The sequence below is a fragment of the Streptomyces sp. NPDC057743 genome (assembly GCF_042798755.1).
GTDB lineage: Bacteria > Actinomycetota > Actinomycetes > Streptomycetales > Streptomycetaceae > Streptomyces.
Genome location: NZ_JBHVJX010000032.1, coordinates 1 through 22,284, shown reverse-complemented (window position 1 = coordinate 22,284; position 22,284 = coordinate 1). Strand labels below are relative to the sequence as shown.

At 70.8% G+C, this 22,284-nt stretch carries 2 protein-coding genes; both read left to right on the top strand.

Going from position 1 to position 22,284, the window contains the following annotated elements:
• Positions 1-178 precede the first annotated feature (178 nt).
• Complete coding sequence (locus ACFVFQ_RS29580; protein ID WP_383421844.1) at positions 179-14,521, top strand: amino acid adenylation domain-containing protein; 14,343 nt, start codon at positions 179-181, stop codon at positions 14,519-14,521.
• Complete coding sequence (locus ACFVFQ_RS29575) at positions 14,518-22,083, top strand: amino acid adenylation domain-containing protein (protein WP_383421842.1); 7,566 nt, start codon at positions 14,518-14,520, stop codon at positions 22,081-22,083. Before ACFVFQ_RS29580 ends, ACFVFQ_RS29575 begins: the two co-directional genes overlap by 4 nt.
• Positions 22,084-22,284 lie beyond the last annotated feature (201 nt).

Here is a 22,284-nt window from a genome sequence, read left to right as displayed (position 1 = left end):
GACGCCGCTTCGCCATGCCCGGAAAGGATCTCCGGGCATGGCGGACACGGCGAACGAAGGTAATTCTTCGGGCCGTTACCCGTAGTTCAGGGCGTGACTCTTCTCCGGTGATCCCGGATGCATTCTCGAACCCTGACGGGGCAGTCGAATACCCACCCCCTGAAAGGGCGGAAGCACCATGCCGAAAAACCACGCACGCCTCCTCCCGCTGACGATGTCGCAGCAGGGAGTGTGGTACGGACAGCAGTTGGATCCACAGAGCCCGAAGTACAACATCGGTGAATGCATAGAAATCCAGGGCCCGTTGGACGAGGCCCTGTTCGTGACGTCGCTCGAAAAAGTCAGCAACGGCTGCGACAGTCTCAACATCGAATTAATCGAGCAGGGCGACGACATCCGTCAACGCGTGGGACGAGCATTGTCCGGGTGTCCGCGCGTCATTGACTTCTCCGCCGAGCCGGACCCGGCCGCCGCCGCTGAGCGCTTCATGGCCGCCGACATGGCCACCGCCGGCACGCCGGCCCCGCCGCACCACGCCTTTGCCCTGCTCAAGCTGAGTCCCGATCACTACTATTGGTACATCCGCTATCACCACATCGTGATGGACGGTCTCGGGTGCTCCGTTCTCGCGCGCAAGGTGGCCGAGACGTATACCGCCGCGGTGCGTGGCGAAGCGCAGCCGGAATTATTTGCTCCGCTCAGCACTCTCGTCGACGACGAGACCGCGTATCGACAATCGCCTGATTTCGAACGGGACAAGGCGTATTGGACCGAGAAATTCGCTGATTTCGCCCGGACCGACGCCGCCGGAAACGCGTTGCTCGTTGCCGCCCGCCAAGTTGGTGACGACGTTTCCACACCGCGTGACGTTGCTTCGGGACCGGGAGCCGGCGACGAACGGCATTCGGTGCCCGGTAATCACCTGCACCAGGGTGAAACCCTCGACCCGCAGTTGATGGACGGCCTGCGCGAGTTGGCTGCCGCGACCAGGACCACATGGTCCGCCGTCTTCGTCAGCGCGGTCGCCGCCTACCTCGCCCGGGTCACCGGCGCGAGCGACGTGACGGTCGGGCTCGCCTCGAACGGCCGCCCCGGCCGCCTGCGCGAGATCCCGGGCATGACGGCGAACATCCTCCCGCTGCGCGTGCGGATCACCCCGGACATGACCGTTGAGGCACTGATCCGGACCGTCGCCGCCGAGATGCGGCTGGCGCTGCGCCACCGTCGCTACTCCAAGGAGCAGCTCGCGCGCGACCTCAGGATCACCGGCGACTCGGCCCGGCTGTGCGACGTGGTCGTGAACGTCATGCCCTATGAGTACGCCCTCGACTTCGCCGGAAGCGCCGGCGCTTCAAGGCTGTTGTCCACCGGCCCGGTTGACGAGCTCTCGCTCTTCATCTCCGAGCGGTCGGAGGGGAAGGGCCCGCTGATCGGCTTCGACGTGAACCCGGACCAGTACCGTCCCGAGGACGTCAGGCCGCACCAGCAGAGCATCACCGCCCTCGTCGCCGCACTCTCCCGGGCGGACGCCACGTCTCCGCTCTCCCGCCTCACCATCCTCGACGAGCAGACCGCCGACCAGGTGCTCGCGGCCGGGCGCGGCGCCCCCCTCGAACGACGGGACCACGAGCCGGCGCGGCGGGCGTCGCTCCCCGAGCTGTTTGCGGCGCGGGTGGCTGTGGATCCGTGCGCGGTGGCGGTGTCGGGTGGTGAAGTGTCGTTGTCGTATGGCGAGTTGGAGTGCGTTTCGGGTGTCTTGGCGTCGTGTTTGGTGGGGTGTGGTGTAGCGGCCGAGGGTGGCGTGGGTGTGCTGTCGGGGCGTTCTGTGGCGGTGGTGTCGGTGTCGTTGGCTGCGGTGCGTGCGGGTGGTGCGTATGTGCCGTTGGATGTCCGTTGGCCTGTGGAGCGGCTGCGTCAGGTCGCGGGGGTTGGTGGCATCCAAGTGCTGGTGGTCGGTGAGGAGTTCGCCGGTCACGAGTGGGTCGCCGAGATGCGGCAGCATGTGCCGGTGGTGGTGGTTGATGCTGTGGGTCGGGTGGTCGGCGGTGCGTCGGCGTCCGCGGTTGCGTCGCCTTCGGTGCCTTCGCTGCCTTCGGTGTGTGGTGGTGGGCAGTTGGCGTATGTGATGTTCACGTCTGGTTCGACGGGTGTGCCCAAGGGTGTTGGGGTGTCGCATGCGGATGTGGCGGCGTTGGCGGCGGACAGTGCCTGGGGTGGGGGCGTTGCGGATGCGGTGCTTTTGCATTCTGCCTATGTCTTTGACGCCTCGACCTTTGAGATGTGGGTGCCGTTGCTTCGCGGTGGGCGGGTGGTGGTGGCGCCGGAGGGGGCCCTTGAGCCCCACGTTCTGCGTGACATCGTCACGACCGAGAACGTCACCGCCCTGTTCCTGACCACCGCGCTGTTCAACGTCATCGCCGAGGTCGACCCGCAGGCCCTGGCCGGGGTCCGCGCGGTCTGCACCGGCGGCGAACGCGCCGCGCCCCATGCCCTGCAGCGCGTCGCCCGCGAACTGCCAGGCACGCGGGTCCACCACGTCTACGGCCCGACGGAGACCACCACCTTCGCCACCCGCTACCACGTCACCCCCGACACCCCCATGGGACCGCCGCCCATCGGACAGTCCCTGGACGGCATGCGCGCCTACGTCCTCGACTCCGCCCTGGGACTCGTACCGCCCGGGGTCGCAGGCGAGTTGTACCTGGCGGGCCAGGGGGTCGCGCGCGGTTACACGGGCCGTCCGGGGCTGACCGCCACCCGCTTCATCGCCGACCCCTTCGACCCGTCGGGCGGACGGATGTACCGCACCGGCGACCTGGTCCGATGGGACGAGGACGGCCGGCTCGTCTACCTCGCCCGCGCCGACGACCAGGTCAAACTCCGCGGCCACCGCATCGAACCCGGCGAAATCGAAAGCGTCCTCGCCGGGCTGCCCTCGGTGGGTGCCGCCTGCGTCGTCGTACGGGAAGACCTGCCCGGCGACCGGCAGTTGGTGGGCTATGTGGTCCCGGCGGACGGCTCGTCCGTGGACGAGGGCGAGCTGTCCTCGTCGGTGGCCCGCGTCCTTCCCCCCTATATGGTCCCGTCGGTCTTCGTGCCCCTCGCGACGCTGCCGTTGACCCCCAACGGGAAGGTCGACCGCCGCGCCCTGCCCGCGCCCCGGGTGCCGGAACGCACCGCCGGGCGCGGCCCGCGCACCGTCCGTGAGGAACTGCTGCTCGCCCTGTTCACCGACGTCCTGGGCACCGACGGCATCGGCGTACACGACGACTTCTTCGCCCTCGGCGGGCATTCGCTCCTGGCGACCCGCCTGGTCAGCCGCGCGCGCTCGGCACTCGGCGCCGAACTCGACGTGCGCACGCTCTTCCAACACCCGACCGTCAGCGCACTCGCCACCGCGCTCGACACGGCCGACCGGGCCCGGGCCGCCCTCGTCCGCGAGGAGCGTCCACGAGACCTCCCGCTGTCCTACGCGCAACAGCGCCTGTGGTTCCTCAACCGGCTCGAAGGGCCGAGCGCCACCTACAACATCCCGCTGGTGCTGCGGCTCGACGGCCCCCTGGACCTCGATGCCCTGCGCGCCGGCCTCGCCGATGTCGTCGACCGCCACGAGTCCCTGCGCACCGTCTTCGTGGAGGAGGGCGGAGCACCGCGCCAGCAGGTCTGTGACGCGGCACAAGCGGCCGGACTGGTGCCGCTGCGCTTCGAGGAGGCGCCGGACGGCGGAGCCCCAGCCGCGGTTGAGCAGTGGGCCGACGAAGCGATCCGCTCCGCGGCGACCGAAGCGTTCGACCTTGCGGGAGACCCCGCGATACGGGTGCGGTTGCTGCGACTGGGCGCCGAGAGGCATGTACTGGTGCTGGTGGTGCATCACATCGCTGCCGACGGTTGGTCGTTGGCACCGCTGGCTCGTGATCTGGGTGCCGCCTACCGGGCGCGTGCCGAGGGCAGGGCTCCTGACCGGTCGCCGCTGCCGGTGCAGTACGCCGACTACACGCTGTGGCAGCGGCGCATGCTGGGCGAGGAGTCCGACCCGGAGAGCCTGACGGCCCGCCAACTTGGCTACTGGCGCCGGGCACTGGCCGGCGCTCCCGAAACGCTGGCACTTCCGTTGGACCGCAACCGGCCCGCTGTGCCGCAGCACCGCGGTGACGCCGTTCCCTTCCTCGTCACGGCGGACGTGCACCGGGGGCTCGTCGAGTTGGCGCGCTCGTGTGGTTGCACGTTGTTCATGGTGGTGCAGGCGGCGGTGGCGGTGCTGCTGTCCCGGCACGGTGCCGGCGATGACGTCCCGTTGGGTACCGCGGTGGCCGGTCGTACCGATGAGGCCCTGGACGACCTGGTCGGGTTCTTCGTCAACACCCTCGTGCTGCGCACGGACCTGTCCGGCGACCCCACCTTCCGTGAACTGCTCGAACGTGTAAGGGAGTTCGACCTCGCCGCCTACGCCCATGGAGACGTGCCGTTCGACCGCGTCGTGGAGGCGTTGAACCCGGCACGCTCGCAGAGCCATCATCCGCTCTTCCAGGTCATGCTGGTGCTGCAGAACCAAGCCGCGGACGCCCTCGACCTGCCGGGGATCACGGTGACCGGCCAGCCCCTGCACACGGGCATCAGCAAGTTCGACCTGACCTTCTCCCTCACCGAGACCCATGACGATGCCGGCCGGCCCGCCGGGGTGGACGGGTACCTGGAGTTCTCCACCGAGCTGTTCGAACCCGGCACCGCGCGGGCGCTGACCGACCGGCTGTCGCGGCTGCTGTCGGCGGTGATCGCCGACGCCGACCAACGGGTCGACGACATCGAGCTGTTGGACGCGCAGGAACGCGCCGTCGCGCTGGAACAGGGGCAGGGCGACATCCGCCGGCTCTCGGCGTCGACGATGTCGGAGCTCTTCAGTGAGCAGGCGGCGCGGACTCCGGGTGCGGTGGCGGTCCGGGACGGTCGACGGACCCTGACTTACGCCCAGTTGGAGTCGGAAGCCGATGTCCTGGCGGGGTACCTGTCTGGGTGTGGGGTCGGTCCGGAGGACTTGGTGGCGTTGGCGCTGCCGGGGGCTGCGGAGATGGTCGTGGCGATGTTGGCGGTGTTGAAGGCGGGGGCGGCCTATCTGCCTGTGGATCCGGCGTATCCGGCGGCTCGTATCGCGTACTTGTTGGAGGACGCTGGTCCCAAGCTGCTGATCACGGAACGGTCGGTTCGGGAGCAACTGCCGCCGACCGACGTGCCGTTGGTCGTGGCGGATGATGCGGCGTCCTGGTCTGTGGAGCATGCGTCCGGTCCGGTAGGTCCGGTGTCGGCCGCCAGTCCGGCGTACGTCATTTACACCTCGGGTTCTACGGGGCGTCCGAAGGGGGTGGTGGTCACCCATGCCTCGATGGCGCATCACATGGCGTGGATGGCTGACCATCTCGCCTTGACGGTTGAGGATCGGGTGCTGGCTCGGACGTCGCCGAGCTTCGATGCCTCCGTGTGGGAGATCTGGCTGCCGCTGCTGCACGGCGCGTCGGTGTGCGTGCTGCCGGTCGACGCCAACCGGGATCCCGATGTCCTCGTCGGCTGGATGCGGGAGTTCGGGGTGACGGTGGCGCAGTTCGTGCCGTCGCACTTGTCGTTGGTGCTGGGCAGCGGGACTGGGACAGCTCCTGGGTGTCTGCGGGCTGTGTTGTGTGGTGGTGAGCCGTTGGTGGGGGAGTTGGCGGCTCGGGTTGCTGACGTGTGGTCGGTGGAGGTCCACAACCTGTATGGGCCGACGGAGGCGACGATTGATGCCACTGCGCATGCGGTGGGTGCGGGTGATAGTTCGGTTTCGGTGCCGATTGGGCGGCCGGTCTGGAATGCGCGGGCGTATGTGTTGGATGGGGCGTTGCGGGTGGTGCCTCCTGGTGTGCCGGGGGAGTTGTATCTGGCGGGTGGGTTGTTGGCGCGTGGGTATGTCGGTCGGCCGGGTCTGACGGCGTCTCGTTTCGTTGCGGATCCGTTTGATGTGTCGGGTGGGCGGATGTATCGCACGGGTGATGTGGTGCGGTGGGATGTGCGGGGGCGGCTTGAGTATCTGGGGCGGTCTGATGACCAGGTCAAGTTGCGGGGCTATCGCATTGAGTTGGGTGAGGTGGAGAGTGCGCTGACGGCCCTGCCGGGTGTGTCCTCGGCGCGTGCGCTCATCCGCGAGGACCGACCGGGCGACAAACGCCTGGTCGCCTACGTCGTTCCCGCGGACGGCAGCACCGTGCACCAGGCCGCGCTGCGCACGGAACTGACCGGCACACTGCCCGACTACATGGTTCCGGCCGCGTTCGTCGTCCTCGACGCGTTGCCGCTGCTGCCCAACGGCAAGGTCGACCGCCGCGCCCTGCCTGCCCCCGAGGCGTCGGCGGGCGGCAGCGTGGGGCGCGGCTCGCACACGGCCCAGGAAGAGATCCTGTGCGGCCTCTTCGCCGACGTGCTGGGCCGACCCCGGGTCGGAGTCGACGACGGATTCTTCGACCTGGGCGGGCATTCGCTGCTCGCCACCCGGCTCGTCAGCAGGGTGCGCTCCGTTCTCGGAGTCGAGCTCGCCGTCCGCACGCTCTTCCAGCACCCCACCCCCGCCGGTCTCGCCGCCGTGCTGGACGGAGCGGGGCGGGCCAGGACCCCGGTCGTGCGGGCGGAGCGGCCCACGACCGTGCCGCTGTCCTTCGCGCAGCAACGCCTGTGGTTCCTCAACCGGCTTGACGGCCCCGGCGCCACGTACAACATCCCGCTCGTGCTGGAACTCGACGGGACGCTCGATGCCCGTGCCCTGCGCTCCGCGCTCGGTGACGTCGTCGAACGACACGAGGTGTTGCGCACGGTCTTCCCCGAGCGGGACGGCGTACCGCACCAACGCGTGCTGGATCCCTCCCTCGTGGACCCGGAACTGAGGGTGCGTGAGATCACCGCGGACGCGCTCGACGCGGCCGTGATGGACGCGGTGACGACCACGTTCGACGTGGTGATCGATCTGCCGCTGCGTGCCTGGCTGTTCAGGACGGACGCCGAACACCATGTGCTGGTGCTGGTCCTGCACCACATCGCCGGTGACGGGTGGTCCCTGGCACCGCTGGCCCGCGACCTCGGTGCCGCCTACCGGGCGCGCATCTCAGGCAAGGCGTCCGACCGACCGACGCCGGCGGTGCAGTACGCCGACTACACCCTCTGGCAACGGCACATCCTCGGCGCGGAGAGCGACCCCGACAGCCTGGCGTCGCAGCAACTCGCCTTCTGGCGGGACGCGTTGGGCGACCTCCCGGAACTGCTGGAACTGCCCCTCGACCGGCCCCGCCCGGCCGAGACGGACCCTGCCGGCGGCGTCTTCGTCCGCACCTTGGACGCCGTACTGCACCACCGGCTGCTCGACCTTGCCAGGGCTTCCGGCAGCACGCTGTTCATGGTGCTGCAGGCCGCCGTGGCGACGGTGCTCTCCCGGCACGGAGCCGGGTCCGACATCCCCCTCGGCACCCCGGTCGCAGGCCGCACCGACGAGGCGCTGGACGATCTGATCGGCTTCTTCGTCAACACCCTCGTCCTGCGCACGGACGTGTCGGGTGATCCGACGTTCCGCGAACTCCTCGACCGGGTAAGGGAGTTCGACCTCGCGGCGTACGCCCATCAGGATGTGCCGTTCGAATGGCTGGTGGAGAGCCTCAACCCGGTCCGTGCGCGCAACCATCATCCGCTGTTCCAGACGATGCTGGTGCTGCAGAACCAGGACACCGCCGACACCGAACTTCCGGGGCTGACGGTCGGCAGCCGTCTGGCGCACAACGGGATCAGCAAGTTCGACCTGACCTTCGCCTTCGGTGAGGACCGCGCGCAGGGCGGGCTGACCGCCGGAGTCGAGTACGCGACCGCGCTCTTCGACGCCGCAACCATCGAGGCCCTGACCGGCCGCCTGATCCGGCTGCTGGAGGCCGTCGCCACCGACCCGGATCGGCCCCTGCACAGCTACGACCTGCTGTCCGACGGGGAACGCGCCGAGGTCGTCGCCTGGGGCGAGGGCGCCCGCCTCCCGGCCACCACCGCCGGGGCGTCGCTCCCCGAGCTGTTCGCGGCGCGGGTGGCGGCGGATCGGTGTGCGGTTGCGGTGTCGGGTGGGGGAGTGGTGTTGTCGTATGGGGAGTTGGAGGAGGTTTCGGGTGTTCTGGCGTCGTGTTTGGTGGGGTGTGGTGTAGCGGCCGAGGACGGCGTGGGTGTGCTGCTGGGGCGTTCTGTTGCTGTGGTGACGGCGTCGTTGGCGGCGGTTCGCGCGGGTGGTGCGTATGTGCCGCTGGACATCCGCTGGCCCGTGGAGCGGCTGCATCAGGTCGTAGAGGTCAGTGGCACCCGGGTGCTGGTGGTCGGCGAGGAGTTCGCCGGTCACGAGTGGATCGTGGAGATGCGGCAGCGTGTGCCGGTCGTGGTGGTCGATGCCGTGGGTCGGGTGGTCGGCGGTGCGCCCGAGCAGGTTGCATCTCTGCCTGTGGTGGCGGGTGGTGGGCAACTGGCGTATGTGATGTTCACGTCCGGTTCGACGGGTGTGCCCAAGGGTGTTGGGGTCTCGCATGGGGATGTGGCGGCGCTGGCCTCCGACAGTGCCTGGACCGGCGGTGTCGCGGATTCGGTGCTGCTGCATTCCGCCTATGTCTTCGACGCCTCCACCTTCGAGATCTGGGTGCCCCTGCTCAACGGTGGACGGGTGGTCGTCGCCCCGGAGGGCGCTCTTGAGCCCCATGTCCTGCACGACATCGTCACCGCCGAGAACGTCACCGCCCTGTTCCTGACCACCGCCCTGTTCAACGTCGTGGCGGAGGTGGATCCGCAGGCCCTGGCCGGGGTCCGGATGGTCTGCGCGGGCGGCGAATTGGCCTCACCAGGAGCGATGCAGCAGGTCGCCAGTCACCTGCCAGGCACGCGGGTTCAGCACGTCTACGGCCCGACGGAGACCACCACCTTCGCCACCCGCTATCACGTCACCCCCGACACACCCATGGGTCCGCCGCCCATCGGACAGTCCCTGGACGGCATGCGCGCCTACGTGCTGGACGCCGGCCTGGGAAGGGTCGCGCCGGGCATGACCGGGGAGCTGTACCTCGCCGGGCCGGGAGTGGCCCGCGGGTATCTGGGCCGCCCCGCCCTGACGGCCACGCGGTTCGTGGCCGACCCGTTCGACCCGTCGGGCGGACGGATGTACCGCACCGGCGACCTCGTGCGGTGGGATGCGGACGGCCGGCTCGTCTACCTCTCCCGCGCCGACGACCAGGTCAAACTCCGCGGCTACCGCATCGAACCCGGCGAGGTGGAGGGCGTTCTCGCCGGTCTGCCGGGCGTCGCCGCCGCGCACGTGCGGGTGCGGGAGGACCTGCCGGGCGACCGGCGGTTGGTCGGGTACGTGGTGCCCTCCGCGGGTGCGGAACTGGACCCCGCGGAGCTGGCGTCGGGTGTGGGACAGGCACTGCCGGCGTACCTGGTTCCCTCGGCGTTCGCCGTGCTGGACGCACTGCCGCTGACGCCGAACGGGAAGATCGACCACCGTGCGCTTCCGGTGCCCGAGGCGTCCGGCGCCGGCGAAGGCCGCGGCCCGCGCACGGCCCGCGAGGAGATCCTTAGCGGCCTGTTCGCCGCCGTCCTGGGCGTCGACCGGATCGGCGTGACGGACAACTTCTTCGCGGCCGGCGGACATTCGCTGCTGGCGACGCGACTGGTGAGCCGGGTGCGCTCGGCCCTGGGCGTCGAGGTCGAGGTCCGCGCGCTCTTCGAGCACCCGACGGTCGCCGGACTCGCCGCGGTCCTCGACGCCGCCGAGGCGGCACGGCCGTCGGTACTGCCCGAACAGCGACCCGAAGCCATGCCGCTCTCCTTCGCGCAGCAACGCCTGTGGTTCCTCAACCGGCTCGAAGGGCCGAGCGCCACCTACAACATCCCGATGGTGCTGCGGCTCGACGGACCGCTGGACGTCGCCGCGTTGGGTGCCGCGCTGGGCGACCTCGTCGAGCGCCACGAGACCCTGCGCACCGTCTACCCGGTGACCGACGGCGTCGCCCGTCAGCTCGTGCTGGACGCGTCCGCCGTCGACCTCGCACCGCGGCCCCAGGACGTGTCGCCCGCCGAACTCGACCGGGCGCTCACGGACAGCGTCAGCTGCGCCTTCGACGTGGCGAAGGACGTTCCCGTACGGGCGCGGCTGCTGCGGCTGGGTGCCGAGGCGCATGTACTGGCGCTGGTGGTGCATCACATCGCCGCGGACGGCTGGTCGGTGGCCCCGTTGGCTCGTGATGTGGGTGCCGCCTATCGGGCGCGTGCCGAGGGCGGGGCGCCCGAGTGGTCGCCGCTGCCGGTGCAGTACGCCGACTACACGCTGTGGCAGCGGCGCATGCTGGGCGAGGAGTCCGATCCCGAGAGCCTGACGGCCCGCCAACTGGACTTCTGGCGCCAACAGCTCGTGGGCATACCCGAGTTGGTCGAACTGCCGTGGGACCGTCAGCGACCCGCCGTGCTGAAGCACGAGGGCGACGCCCTCACCTTCGTGATCGACCAGGACACGCACCGGGGGCTCATCGAGTTGGCGCGCTCGTGTGGCTGCACGTTGTTCATGGTGGTGCAGGCGGCGGTGGCGGTGCTGCTGTCCCGGCACGGTGCCGGCGATGACGTTCCGTTGGGTACCGCGGTGGCCGGTCGTACCGATGAGGCCCTGGACGACCTGGTCGGGTTCTTCGTCAACACCCTCGTGCTGCGCACGGACCTGTCCGGCGACCCCACCTTCCGCGAACTCCTCGACCGAATAAGGGAATTCGACCTTGCGGCATTCGCTCACCAGGACGTGCCGTTCGAGCGGTTGGTGGAGGCGCTCAACCCGGTGCGGTCGCAGGACCGCCATCCGCTGTTCCAGGTGATGCTGGTACTGCAGAACCAGGCAGCGGCGGACGTCGAGCTGCCGGGGATCACGGTGACCGCCCAGCCCGTGCAGACGGGTATCAGCAAGTTCGACCTGACCTTCTCCCTCACCGAGAAGCGGGACGAAGCGGGTAGTGCCGCTGGCATCGAGGGGCATCTGGAGTTCTCCACCGAGCTGTTCGAGCCCGACACCGTCCAGGCACTGGCCGACCGCCTCTCGCGGCTGCTGGCAACCGTGGTCGCCGACCCCGACCAGCGGGTGCACGAGGTCGAGCTGTTCACCGACGAGGAGCGGTCGCGGGTGATCGCCGCGGGCTGCGGCCAGTCTCGGCAGATGCTGCGGTTGACCGTACCGGAGCTCTTCAGTGAGCAGGCGGCGCGGACTCCGGGTGCGGTGGCGGTCCGGGACGGTCGACGGACCCTGACTTACGCCCAGTTGGAGTCGGAAGCCGATGTCCTGGCGGGGTACCTGTCTGGGTGTGGGGTCGGTCCGGAGGACTTGGTGGCGCTGGCGCTGCCGGGGGCTGCGGAGATGGTCGTGGTGATGTTGGCGGTGTTGAAGGCGGGGGCGGCCTATCTGCCTGTGGATCCGGCGTATCCGGCGGCTCGTATCGCGTACTTGTTGGAGGACGCTGGTCCCAAGCTGCTGATCACGGAACGGTCGGTTCGGGAGCAACTGCCGCCGACCGACGTGCCGTTGGTCGTGGCGGATGATGCGGCGTCCTGGTCTGTGGAGCATGCGTCCGGTCCGGTAGGTCCGGTGTCGGCCGCCAGTCCGGCGTACGTCATTTACACCTCGGGTTCTACGGGGCGTCCGAAGGGGGTGGTGGTCACCCATGCCTCGATGGCGCATCACATGGCGTGGATGGCTGACCATCTTGCCTTGACGGTTGAGGATCGGGTGCTGGCTCGGACGTCGCCGAGCTTCGATGCCTCCGTGTGGGAGATCTGGCTGCCCTTGCTCCATGGTGCGTCCACCTGTCTGGTGTCACCGGAGACCAACCGCGACCCGGACCAACTCCTTTACCGCATGCGGGAGTTCGGGGTGACGGTGGTGCAGTTCGTGCCGTCGCATCTGTCGTTGGTGTTGGGCGCCGGGGGGTCGGTGCCTGGGTGTCTGCGGGCTGTGTTGTGTGGTGGTGAGCCGTTGGTGGGGGAGTTGGCGGCTCGGGTGGCTGGTGCGTGGTCGGTGGAGGTGCACAACCTGTATGGGCCGACGGAGGCGACGATTGATGCCACTGCGCAAGCGGTGGGTTCGGATCAGGGTGCGAGTTCGGTGTCGATTGGGCGGCCGGTCTGGAATGCGCGGGCGTATGTGTTGGATGGGGCGTTGCGGGTGGTGCCTCCTGGTGTGCCGGGGGAGTTGTATCTGGCGGGTGGGTTGTTGGCGCGTGGGTATGTCGGTCGACCCGGTTTGACGGCGTCTCGTTTCGTTGCGGATCCGTTTGATGTGTCGGGTGGGCGGATGTATCGCACGGGTGATGTGGTGCGGTGGGATGTGCGGGGGCGGCTGGAGTATCTGGGGCGGTCTGATGACCAGGTCAAGTTGCGGGGGTATCGGATTGAGTTGGGTGAGGTGGAGAGTGCGCTGACGGCGCTGCCGGGTGTGTCCTCGGCGCGTGCGCTCATCCGCGAGGACCGACCGGGCGACAAACGCCTGGTCGCGTACCTGGTGGCCGGCGCCGGGCAGGAGGTGGACGCCGTCGAGCTGCGGCGGAGTCTTGCGGCGGCACTGCCCGACTACATGGTTCCGGCCGCGTTCGTCGTCCTCGACGCGTTGCCGCTGCTGCCCAACGGCAAGGTCGACCGCCGCGCCCTGCCCGCCCCCGAACCGGACACGCACCGGACCGGCGGCCAGGCACCGCGTACCGACGAGGAACGGATCCTGTGCGGGGTGATCGCCGAGACGCTCGGCATCCCTGAAGTCGGCGTTGATGACGACTTCTTCGCCCTCGGCGGCGACAGCATCCTGTCGATCCAGGTCGTCAGCAGGGCCCGCGGCGAGGGACTGGTCATCACGCCGCGCGACGTCTTCGTCCACCGGACCATGGCGGCGATCGCGCCGGTCGCCGTGCCGCTGGGCGCGGAAGCGGAGACCCCAGCCACCCCGGGCATCGGCGAGGTGCCGCTCACGCCCATCGCCGCCTGGTTCCTCGACCGGCCCGGCAGGTCCGACGGTTACAACCAGTCGAGCGTGCTGCGCTCGCCGGCCGGCGCGACGGAGAGCGACATCGCAGCGGCGCTCCAACTCCTCCTGGACCACCACGACATGCTGCGACTGCGGGTGGCTGCTGCACCCGGGGGGCGCCCCGGTCTCGAAGTGCTGCCACAGGGCGCGGTGAGCGCCCGCTCGCGGCTGACGCGGGTCGACATCGCCGGACTCGACGGCGCCCGGACCGAGGCGGTGGTCGGCGAGGCCGCGGAGGCAGCCCGCCTGCGGTTGCGGCCGGACACCGGAGGCGTGTTGGAGGCCGTCTGGTACGACGCCGGGCCCGACCGGCCCGGCCGGCTGTTGCTCGTCGTCCATCACCTCGCGGTGGACGCGGTCTCGTGGCGCACCCTCACCGCGGACCTGGCCACCGCCTGGCAGGCCGTCACTACCCGTGCGACGGCCGACAGTTCGTCCCTACCGCCGGTGCGCACCTCCTACCGCAGGTGGGCGGAGCTGCTGGTGGCCGAGGCGCGAAGCGCCGAGCGCGCCGCGGAACTGCCGCTCTGGCAGGAGATCCTGCGCACCGAGGACCCGCAGTGGGGATACCGACCGCTCGACCCGGACCGGGACACTGCCGACGGCGTGCGGACGCTGACGGTCACCCTGCCCGCGCAGTGGACGGGGCCCCTGCTGACCACCGTGCCGACCGCCTTCCACGCCGGGATCAACGACGTGCTGCTCACCGGCCTGGCGTTGGCGATCGCCGGGTGGCGTGCCGAGCGCGGGGACGCGGGCGGTTCCGCGGTGCTGCTCGACCTGGAAGGACACGGCCGCGAGCAGATCGCCGACAACATCGACCTGTCCCGGACCGTCGGCTGGTTCACCAGCATGTACCCGGTGCGGCTCGATCCGGGACCGGTGAGCCGCTACGAGGCGCGGGCCTTCGACGGCCCGCTGATCGACCGCGCACTGAAGCGGGTCAAGGAACAGCTGCGGGCCGTCCCGGACCACGGCATCGGCTACGGCCTGCTGAGGCATCTCAACCCGGGCACCCGTGACCTGCTCAAGGATGCCGTGACGCCGCAGCTCGGCTTCAACTACCTGGGGCGCTACGCCGGTTCATCGGCGGCGGGCGACGCCGGTGACTGGCAGCTGCTCTTCGACGGGGGCCGGCCGCGCAGTCAGGACCCGGACATGCCGGTGCACCACGTGCTGGACATCAACGCCTACACCAAGGACCTGCCGGAGGGGCCGCAGCTGGTCGCCGGCTGGACCTGGCCGACGGATCTGCTCAAGGAGGAGGACGTCGAGGAACTGGCCGAAGGCTGGCTGCGGGCACTGCGTGCCGTCGCGGAGCACGCCCAGGCACCCGACGCCGGCGGCTACACGCCCTCCGACCTTCCGTTGGTCTCGCTCAACCAGGCACAGATCGATCGACTGCAGAACAAGTTGCAGAACAAGTGGGGTGGACGCAAGTGACCGGGTTCCAGCTGCAGGACGTCCTGCCGTTGACACCGCTGCAGGCAGGCATGCTGTTCCATGCCGTGTACGACTCCGAGGCGGTGGACGTCTACACCGCGCAGTTCGTCTTCGACCTCCAGGGACCGGTCGACGCGGCGGTGCTGTACGCGGCCGTGAAGGGACTGCTGCGCAGGCACGCCAACCTTCGGGTGGGGTTCCTCTACGAAGACCTCGACGAGCCGGTGCAGGCCGTCGCCGTGGAGGTACCGCCGGTCTTCGAGGAACTCGACTTCGGCGCGGGCGACGACGCCGGGCGCGCGGAGCGGCTGGCCGCGTTCCTGGCCGCCGACCGCACGCGGCGGTTCGACCTGTCCGAACCACCCCTGATGCGCTTCACCCTGATCCGGATGGGGCACCACCGGTACCACCTGGTGATGACCAACCATCACCTCCTCCTCGACGGCTGGTCGATGCCGCTGCTGGTGCGGGAACTCTTCGAGCTCTACGCGCGCGGCGGCGACGGCAGCGCGATGCCGCGCGTCGCCCCGTACCGGGACTACCTCGCCTGGCTGGCCGCGCAGGACCGTACGGCCGCGACCGGCGCCTGGCGCGCGGCGCTCGCCGGAGTGGCGCAGCCGACCCTGCTGGCCGGCCAGAAGCCGGCCACCGCGTCGTCGGGCGAGTTGCCCGAACAACTGGTGCTGGATCTGGGGGAGGCCACCACCGCCCGACTGCGGGAGGCGGCCCGCCGGCACCGCCTGACGCTCAACACGGTGGTGCAGGGCGCCTGGGGCGTGCTGCTGCACCAACTCACCGGTCAGGACGACGTGTTGTTCGGCACCACCGTCTCGGGACGGCCGCCGGAGATCCCCGGCGTCGAGACCATGGTCGGACTGTTCATCAACACGATTCCGGTCCGCGTCGGCATCCGGCCCGACGACACCCTGGCCACGCTGCTGCACCGGATGCAGGACGAACAGGGCCGGCTGCTGGGCTCCCAGTACCTCGGGCTGACCGAGATCCGCGCCCTGACCGGCCTGGACGACCTCTTCGACACGCTCGCCGTGTTCGAGAACTACCCCATGGACGCGGCGGCACTGCGGCAGGCCCAGGAGGGCCTGCCGGGTCTTCGGGTCACCGGCGTCCGGGGCACCGACGCGGCGCACTACCCGCTGACCCTCACCATCGCGCCGGGGGACGACCTGCGGATCACCTTCGGTCACCGCACGGACGCCTTCGCGTCCGGGACCGTGCGGCTGATGGCCGAGCGGCTGCGGCTGCTGCTGGAAGCCTGCGCCGATGACTTGGCGCGGCCGGTCGCCGGCCTGTCGGTGTTGCTCGACGGCGAGCGGGCACGCCTGCTCGACCAGGGCAGGGGCGCGCCCCTGCCGGCCGGGGCGCCGCGGGCCGGCCTGCCGGGACTCTTCGCCACCCGGGTGGCGTCGGACCCGGACGCGGTGGCGGTCAGGCAGGGCGAACAGTCCCTGACCTACCGGGAGTTGGACGGACTCTCCGACTCGCTGGCACGGTGCCTGACGGGTTTGGGCGTCGCCGCCGAGGACGGCGTCGGGGTGCTGGTCGGCCGCTCGACCGCCGTGGTGACCGCCTCCCTGGCCGCGGTCCGGGCCGGCGGCGCGTACGTACCGCTGGACGACCGCTGGCCGGTCGGGAGGCTGCGCCGGATATCCGCCTCGGCGGGGCTGCGCGTCCTCGTCGTCGCGGCGGAGCTCGCCGACCATGCCTGGGTGGCGGAGGCCCGCGACACGCTCCCGGTCGTCGTGGTCGACACCGACGGCCGGGTCGTCGACGGCCCACCCGCCGAACCGGGCCCGCTTCCCACGTTGACCGGCGCCGCGCGGCTGGCATACGTGATGTTCACCTCCGGCTCCACCGGCGAGCCCAAGGCCATCGGCGTCACCCACGCCGACGTGGCGGCGCTCGCCGCCGATGCCATGTGGCGCGGCGCCGCCGACGCGGTCCTGATGCACTCCGCCTACGTCTTCGACGCCTCCACCTTGGAGATCTGGGTCCCGCTGCTCCACGGTGGAACGGTCGTGGTCGCCCCCGACGGCCCGCTCGAACCGCATCGCCTCGGCCGCATCCTGGCCACCGAGCGGATCACCGCGCTCTTCCTGACCACCTCCCTGTTCAACCTCGTCGCCGACGGCGACCCGCAGGTGTTCGCGACCGCGCGCCTGGTGGTGACCGGAGGCGAGGCGGCCGCAGCGGGCGTACTGCAACGCGCCGCGACCGCCTGCCCGCGGACGAGGTTCGTCAACGGCTACGGGCCGACGGAGACGACGACGTTCGCGACCCGCTATCAGGTGCCGTCGCAGTCGGTCGCGGAACACCGGGTTCCGCCCATCGGCGGGCCGCTGGACGGCATGCGGTGCTACGTCCTCGACGCCCGGCTGCGGCCGGTACCCGAGGGCGTGGTGGGCGAGTTGTACCTCGCCGGACCGGGGGTGGCCCGCGGCTATATGGGCCGCCCCGACCTGACGGCCGCGCGCTTCGTGGCCGACCCGTTCGACCAGTCCGGCGCCCGGATGTACCGCACCGGCGACCTCGTGCGGTGGAACGACCGGGGTGAACTCGCATACCTCTCCCGCGCCGACGACCAGGTCAAGCTCCGCGGCCACCGGATCGAACCCGGCGAGATCGAAGCCGCGCTCACCGCCCTGCCGACGGTGGCGGCCGCCTGTGCCGTCGTCCGCGAGGACACCCCCGGCGACCGGCGGCTGGTGGCCTACGCCGTGGCCGCGGACGGCACCACGACATCCGCGGAGGCACTCGCGGAGCAACTGGGCCGGAGCCTGCCCGCATACCTGGTCCCCTCGGCGTTCGTCGTGCTGGACGCGCTGCCGCTGACCCCCAACGGCAAGCTGGACCGACGGGCCCTGCCGGCGCCCCAACACACCGCGGACGGCGGCGGACGCGGCCCCCGCACCGTGCAGGAAGAGCTGCTCGCCGACCTGTTCGCCGACGTGCTCGGCGTCGGCCGGGTCCCCGCCGACGAGAGCTTCTTCTCGCTCGGCGGACACTCCCTGCTGGCCACCCGCCTGGTCAGCCGCATCCGCACCACCCTCGGCGTGGAACTCGAAGTGCGCACGCTCTTCGAGCACCCCACCGTCGCGCGACTCGCCGCTGCCCTCGACGGTGCGGGCACGGCACGGGAGGCCCTGGTGCCCGCGCAGCGCCCGGCGAGGCTGCCGCTGTCCTTCGCGCAGCAACGCCTGTGGTTCCTGGGCAGGTTGGACGAGCCCGGCGCCACCTACAACATCCCGCTGGTGGTGCGGCTGGACGGCCCACTGGACACCGACGCGCTCCGCGCGGCGCTGGGCGACGTCATCGAGCGCCACGAGGCGCTGCGCACCGTCTTCCCCCAGCACGACGGCGAGCCCGAGCAGCTGGTCCTCGGCCCGGCCCAGGCACAGCTCGCACTGACCGTCGACGACGTCGAGGAACCCGAGCTGCCCGCCCGGATCTCCGCCGCGGTGACCGAGCCGATCGACGTGGAATCCCAACTGCCGTTGCGGGCAAGCCTGTTGCGGCTGGGCGCGGAGAGCCATGTGGTGGTACTGGCGCTGCACCACATCGCCGGCGACGGCTGGTCGCTGGCGCCGTTGGCCCGCGACCTGGGCGCCGCCTACCGGGCGCGCGCCGAGGGCGCGGCTCCTGACTGGCCACCGCTGCCGGTGCAGTACGCCGACTACGCCCTGTGGCAGCGGCGCATGCTGGGCGAGGAGTCCGACGCCGACAGCCCGATGGCGCGTCAACTGGACTTCTGGCGCCGGGCGCTGGCCGGCGTGCCGGAGGAACTGGCGCTGCCCCGGGACCGGCCGCGGCCCGCCGTGACCGACCACAGCGGGCAGGCACACTTCTTCAGCCTGGGCCAGGACACCCACCGCGGGCTCGTCGAGCTGGCGCGGGCCTCGGGCTGCACCCTGTTCATGGTCGTGCAGGCGGCGGTGTCGGCGCTGCTGTCCCGGCACGGTGCCGGCGACGACATCCCGCTCGGTACCGCGGTGGCCGGCCGGAGCGACGAGGCCCTGGACGACCTGGTCGGGTTCTTCGTCAACACCCTCGTGCTGCGCACGGACCTGTCCGGCGACCCCAGCTTCCGCGAACTCCTCGACCGGGTGAGGGAGTTCGACCTGGCCGCGTTCGCGCACCAGGACGTGCCGTTCGAGCGGCTGGTGCAGGCGCTCAACCCGGCGCGGGCGCAGGACCACCATCCGCTTTTCCAGGTGATGTTGGTCCTGCAGAACCAGGCGACAGCCGGAATCGAACTGCCCGGGATCACGGCGACCGGCCAGGCGGCGCACACCGGCATCAGCAAGTTCGACCTCACCTTCAGCTTCACCGAGACCCGGGACGAAACGGGTGCCGCCGCGGGCATCGACGCCCACCTGGAGTACTCCACCGAGCTGTTCGACGCCGGGACGGTGCAACAACTGGCCCACCGGCTGTGCCGCCTGCTCTCCGCGGTCGTCGCCGACCCCGACCTCCCCCTCCGCAGCCACGACCTGCTCACCGACCAGGAGCGGGCGCGGATGCTGGGGGAGTGGGGACGCGGCCCCGTCGCGTACCCGCCGGCCCCGACGGTGCCGGAGCTGTTCGGGGAATGGGTCACGCGCACCCCCGACGCCCCGGCGGTACGCGACACGACGGGCACCCTGACCTACGCCCAACTCGACGCCCGCGCCAACGACCTCGCCCACCACCTCTCCGGACGGGGCATCGGCCCCGAGGGCCTGGTCGCCCTCGCACTGCCCCGCTCCACGGACCTGATCGTCGCGATACTGGCGGTGCTGAAGACCGGAGCGGCCTACCTGCCCCTCGACCCCGCGTACCCGCCCGCCCGCATCTCCTACATGCTCGACGACGCCGCGCCGGCCTTCCTGATCACCACCACGGCCCTCCGCGCCGAACTCCCCACCACCGCCCGCTGCCTGGCACTCGACGACACCCCCACCTGGTCCACCGGCCACCCCGCACCCCCGCGCACCGGCCCCCTGCCCACCCACCCCGCCTACGTCATCTACACCTCCGGCTCCACCGGCCGGCCCAAGGGCGTCGTGGTCACCCACCAGGGCGTCGACGCGATGGTCCGCACACAGACGGAAAGGCTCCACCTCACCCCCGCCAGCCGGGTACTGCAGATGGCGTCGATCAGCTTCGACGCGGCGTTCTGGGACATCTGCATGGGCCTGCTGACCGGCGCCTGCCTGGAAGTCGCCGACCCGGCGCAACTGGTGCCCGGACCCCCGCTGGCCGGCCTGCTCGCGGAACGCGGCATCACCCACCTGACCCTCCCGCCCGCCGCCCTCGCGGTGCTGCCCCAACACGAGGGCGTACCCGCCGGCACCACCCTGGTGCTCGCCGGTGAGGCGTGCCCACCGGCCCTGGTCGCCCGATGGGCCGATGGCCGGCGGATCGTCAACGCCTACGGGCCGACCGAGACCACGGTCTGCGCCACCATGAGCGACTTCCAACGGCCGACCGCCCCGCAAACACCGGCCCAACGGGTACCGATCGGCGTCCCGGTGCGCAACGCACAGGTGTATGTGCTCGACGACGCCATGCAGTTGGCGCCGCCAGGGGTGATCGGTGAACTGTACGTGGCCGGCGACGGACTGGCCCGCGGCTACCTGAACAACCCGGGCCTGACCGCCACCCGGTTCGTCGCCGACCCCTTCAGCCGCACCGGCGGACGCATGTACCGCACGGGCGACCTCGTCCGCTGGAACGACCGCGGCGAACTCGAATACCTCTCCCGCGCCGACGACCAGGTCAAGCTGCGGGGCTTCCGCATCGAACTCGGCGAGATCGAGGCGGCGTTGACCGCCGTACCCGGGATCACCGCCGCCTGCGCCGTCGTCCGGGAGGACCGGCCGGGCGACCGGCGACTGGTGGCCTACGCCGTTCCCGCCGACGGACAGCGGGAGACGGCACCCGCCCGGATGCGCCGGGCACTCGCCTCGCAACTGCCGGAACACATGGTGCCGTCCGCGTTCGTCACGCTCGACGCCCTGCCCCTGACCCCGAACGGGAAGATCGACCGGCGCGCCCTGCCCACCCCCGGCCCGGCCACCGGCACAGCCGCCCGACGCGCACCGGGCACCGAGCGGGAGAAGCTGCTGTGCGAGGCGTTCGCCGAAGTCCTCGACGTGCCCGAAATCGGCCTGGACGACGACTTCTTCGAGCTCGGCGGACACTCCCTGCTCGCCGTCAAGCTGGCCCAACGCATCGAGGACCGCTTCGGCGCACGGCTGTCGATGCGCGCCCTCTTCGCCGCACCCACCCCGGACGGTGTGCGCCGCCTCCTCGACGACCCCGACGGCGGCACCGGGGGCACACCCGCCCCCGACCCCCGGCAGGACGTGCACCTGGCACCCGACATCACCCCGGCGGCCAGGCCCCTCCCCGGCCAACCCGCCAGCTCCCGCCGCCCGTTGCTCACCGGAGCCTCCGGCTTCCTCGGAGCGTTCCTGCTGCGCGACCTGCTGGAGGCGACCCAAGCCCCGGTGGAATGCCTGGTGCGGGCACGCGACACCGTCGAGGGCGCTCGCCGGCTGCGTTCCGGTCTGGAGTGCTACGGGTTGTGGCAGGAGCGCTACGGTGACTTGATCTGCCCGCTGCCGGGCGATTTGGGCGCGCCGGGCCTGGGCCTGTCCGACCGGGAGCATCGGGCACTACGCAAGCGGGTCGGCACCATCTACCACAACGGCGCCAGGGTCAACTTCGCCGCCCCTTACGCCGAACTCCGCGCCGCCAACGTCACAGGCACGGAGGAACTCCTGCGGCTCGCTGCCGCAGCGGGGTCCGCCGGCATGCACTACATCTCAACTACCGGCGTGTACGCACCGCACGCCGCCGACGGCCGACCCCGCACGGAAGCGTTCGCCATCGGCCCCGTGCACGAACTGCCCGACGGCTATGCGCAGAGCAAGTGGGTTGCCGAGGAACTCGTCCGCATTGCGCACGGCCGCGGAATCCCGGTCACTGTCTACCGTCCCGCCCGCATCTCCGGCGCCACGCACACCGGCGCCTGCCAGGATCGCGACCTGCTGTGGCAGTACATCAAGGGATGCCTCCAGGCACAGGCGGTCCCCGAGGGAGCCGACGAGTCCACCGACTGGATCCCTGTCGACTACGTGAGCGCGGCAGTCATCGCCCTCGCCAACCACCAGCAGGCGACGGGCAACCCGACCGGCCAGGAACCGACCGTCTTCCACCTCACCCACCCCGCGCCGCCGACGCTCTCGCAGGTGTTCCGGGCAGCGGCCGCGCTGGGCCACTCGGTGCGGCCGGTGCCGTTCGACCACTGGCGCAAGCTGGTGGCCGACCAGCCGGACAACGCCGCCCAGCTCTTCCTCGGCGACGCCGGGAGTCAGGCGACGGCAGGTGATGCGGCCCACGGGCCGCGCCGCGCACACCGCACCTTCGACTCCTCCGCAACGCACCGCGCGGCGGCGGCAGCGGGAGTCCACCTCCCGCCTCTCACCGACGAGACCGTACGGGCCTACCTGACGTACTTCGCCGACACGGGATTCCTCCCCTCGCCGGCCCAGCCGTAGCGTCACGCTCCGCCCCTCGCCCCGCATCCAGCGGGCCGAGGGGCGGATCACGTTCCGTTGGCTGCCGTCAGCGAGGCCGCCGTCATCGGCGGGATGGGGCGTTGGCCGCCGAGATGTGCCCCTGCATGCCCAAGACCGTGCTGGCCGTGGCCGGGCGGTGGTCGCCGAAGTACCCCAGGTTGCCCTCTGCCGTCGCCGCGG

Coding starts and splice junctions, on each gene's coding strand:
- ACFVFQ_RS29580 (WP_383421844.1), top strand. CDS start 179: ATGCCGAAAAACCACGCACGCCTCCTCCCGCTGACGATGTCGCAGCAG.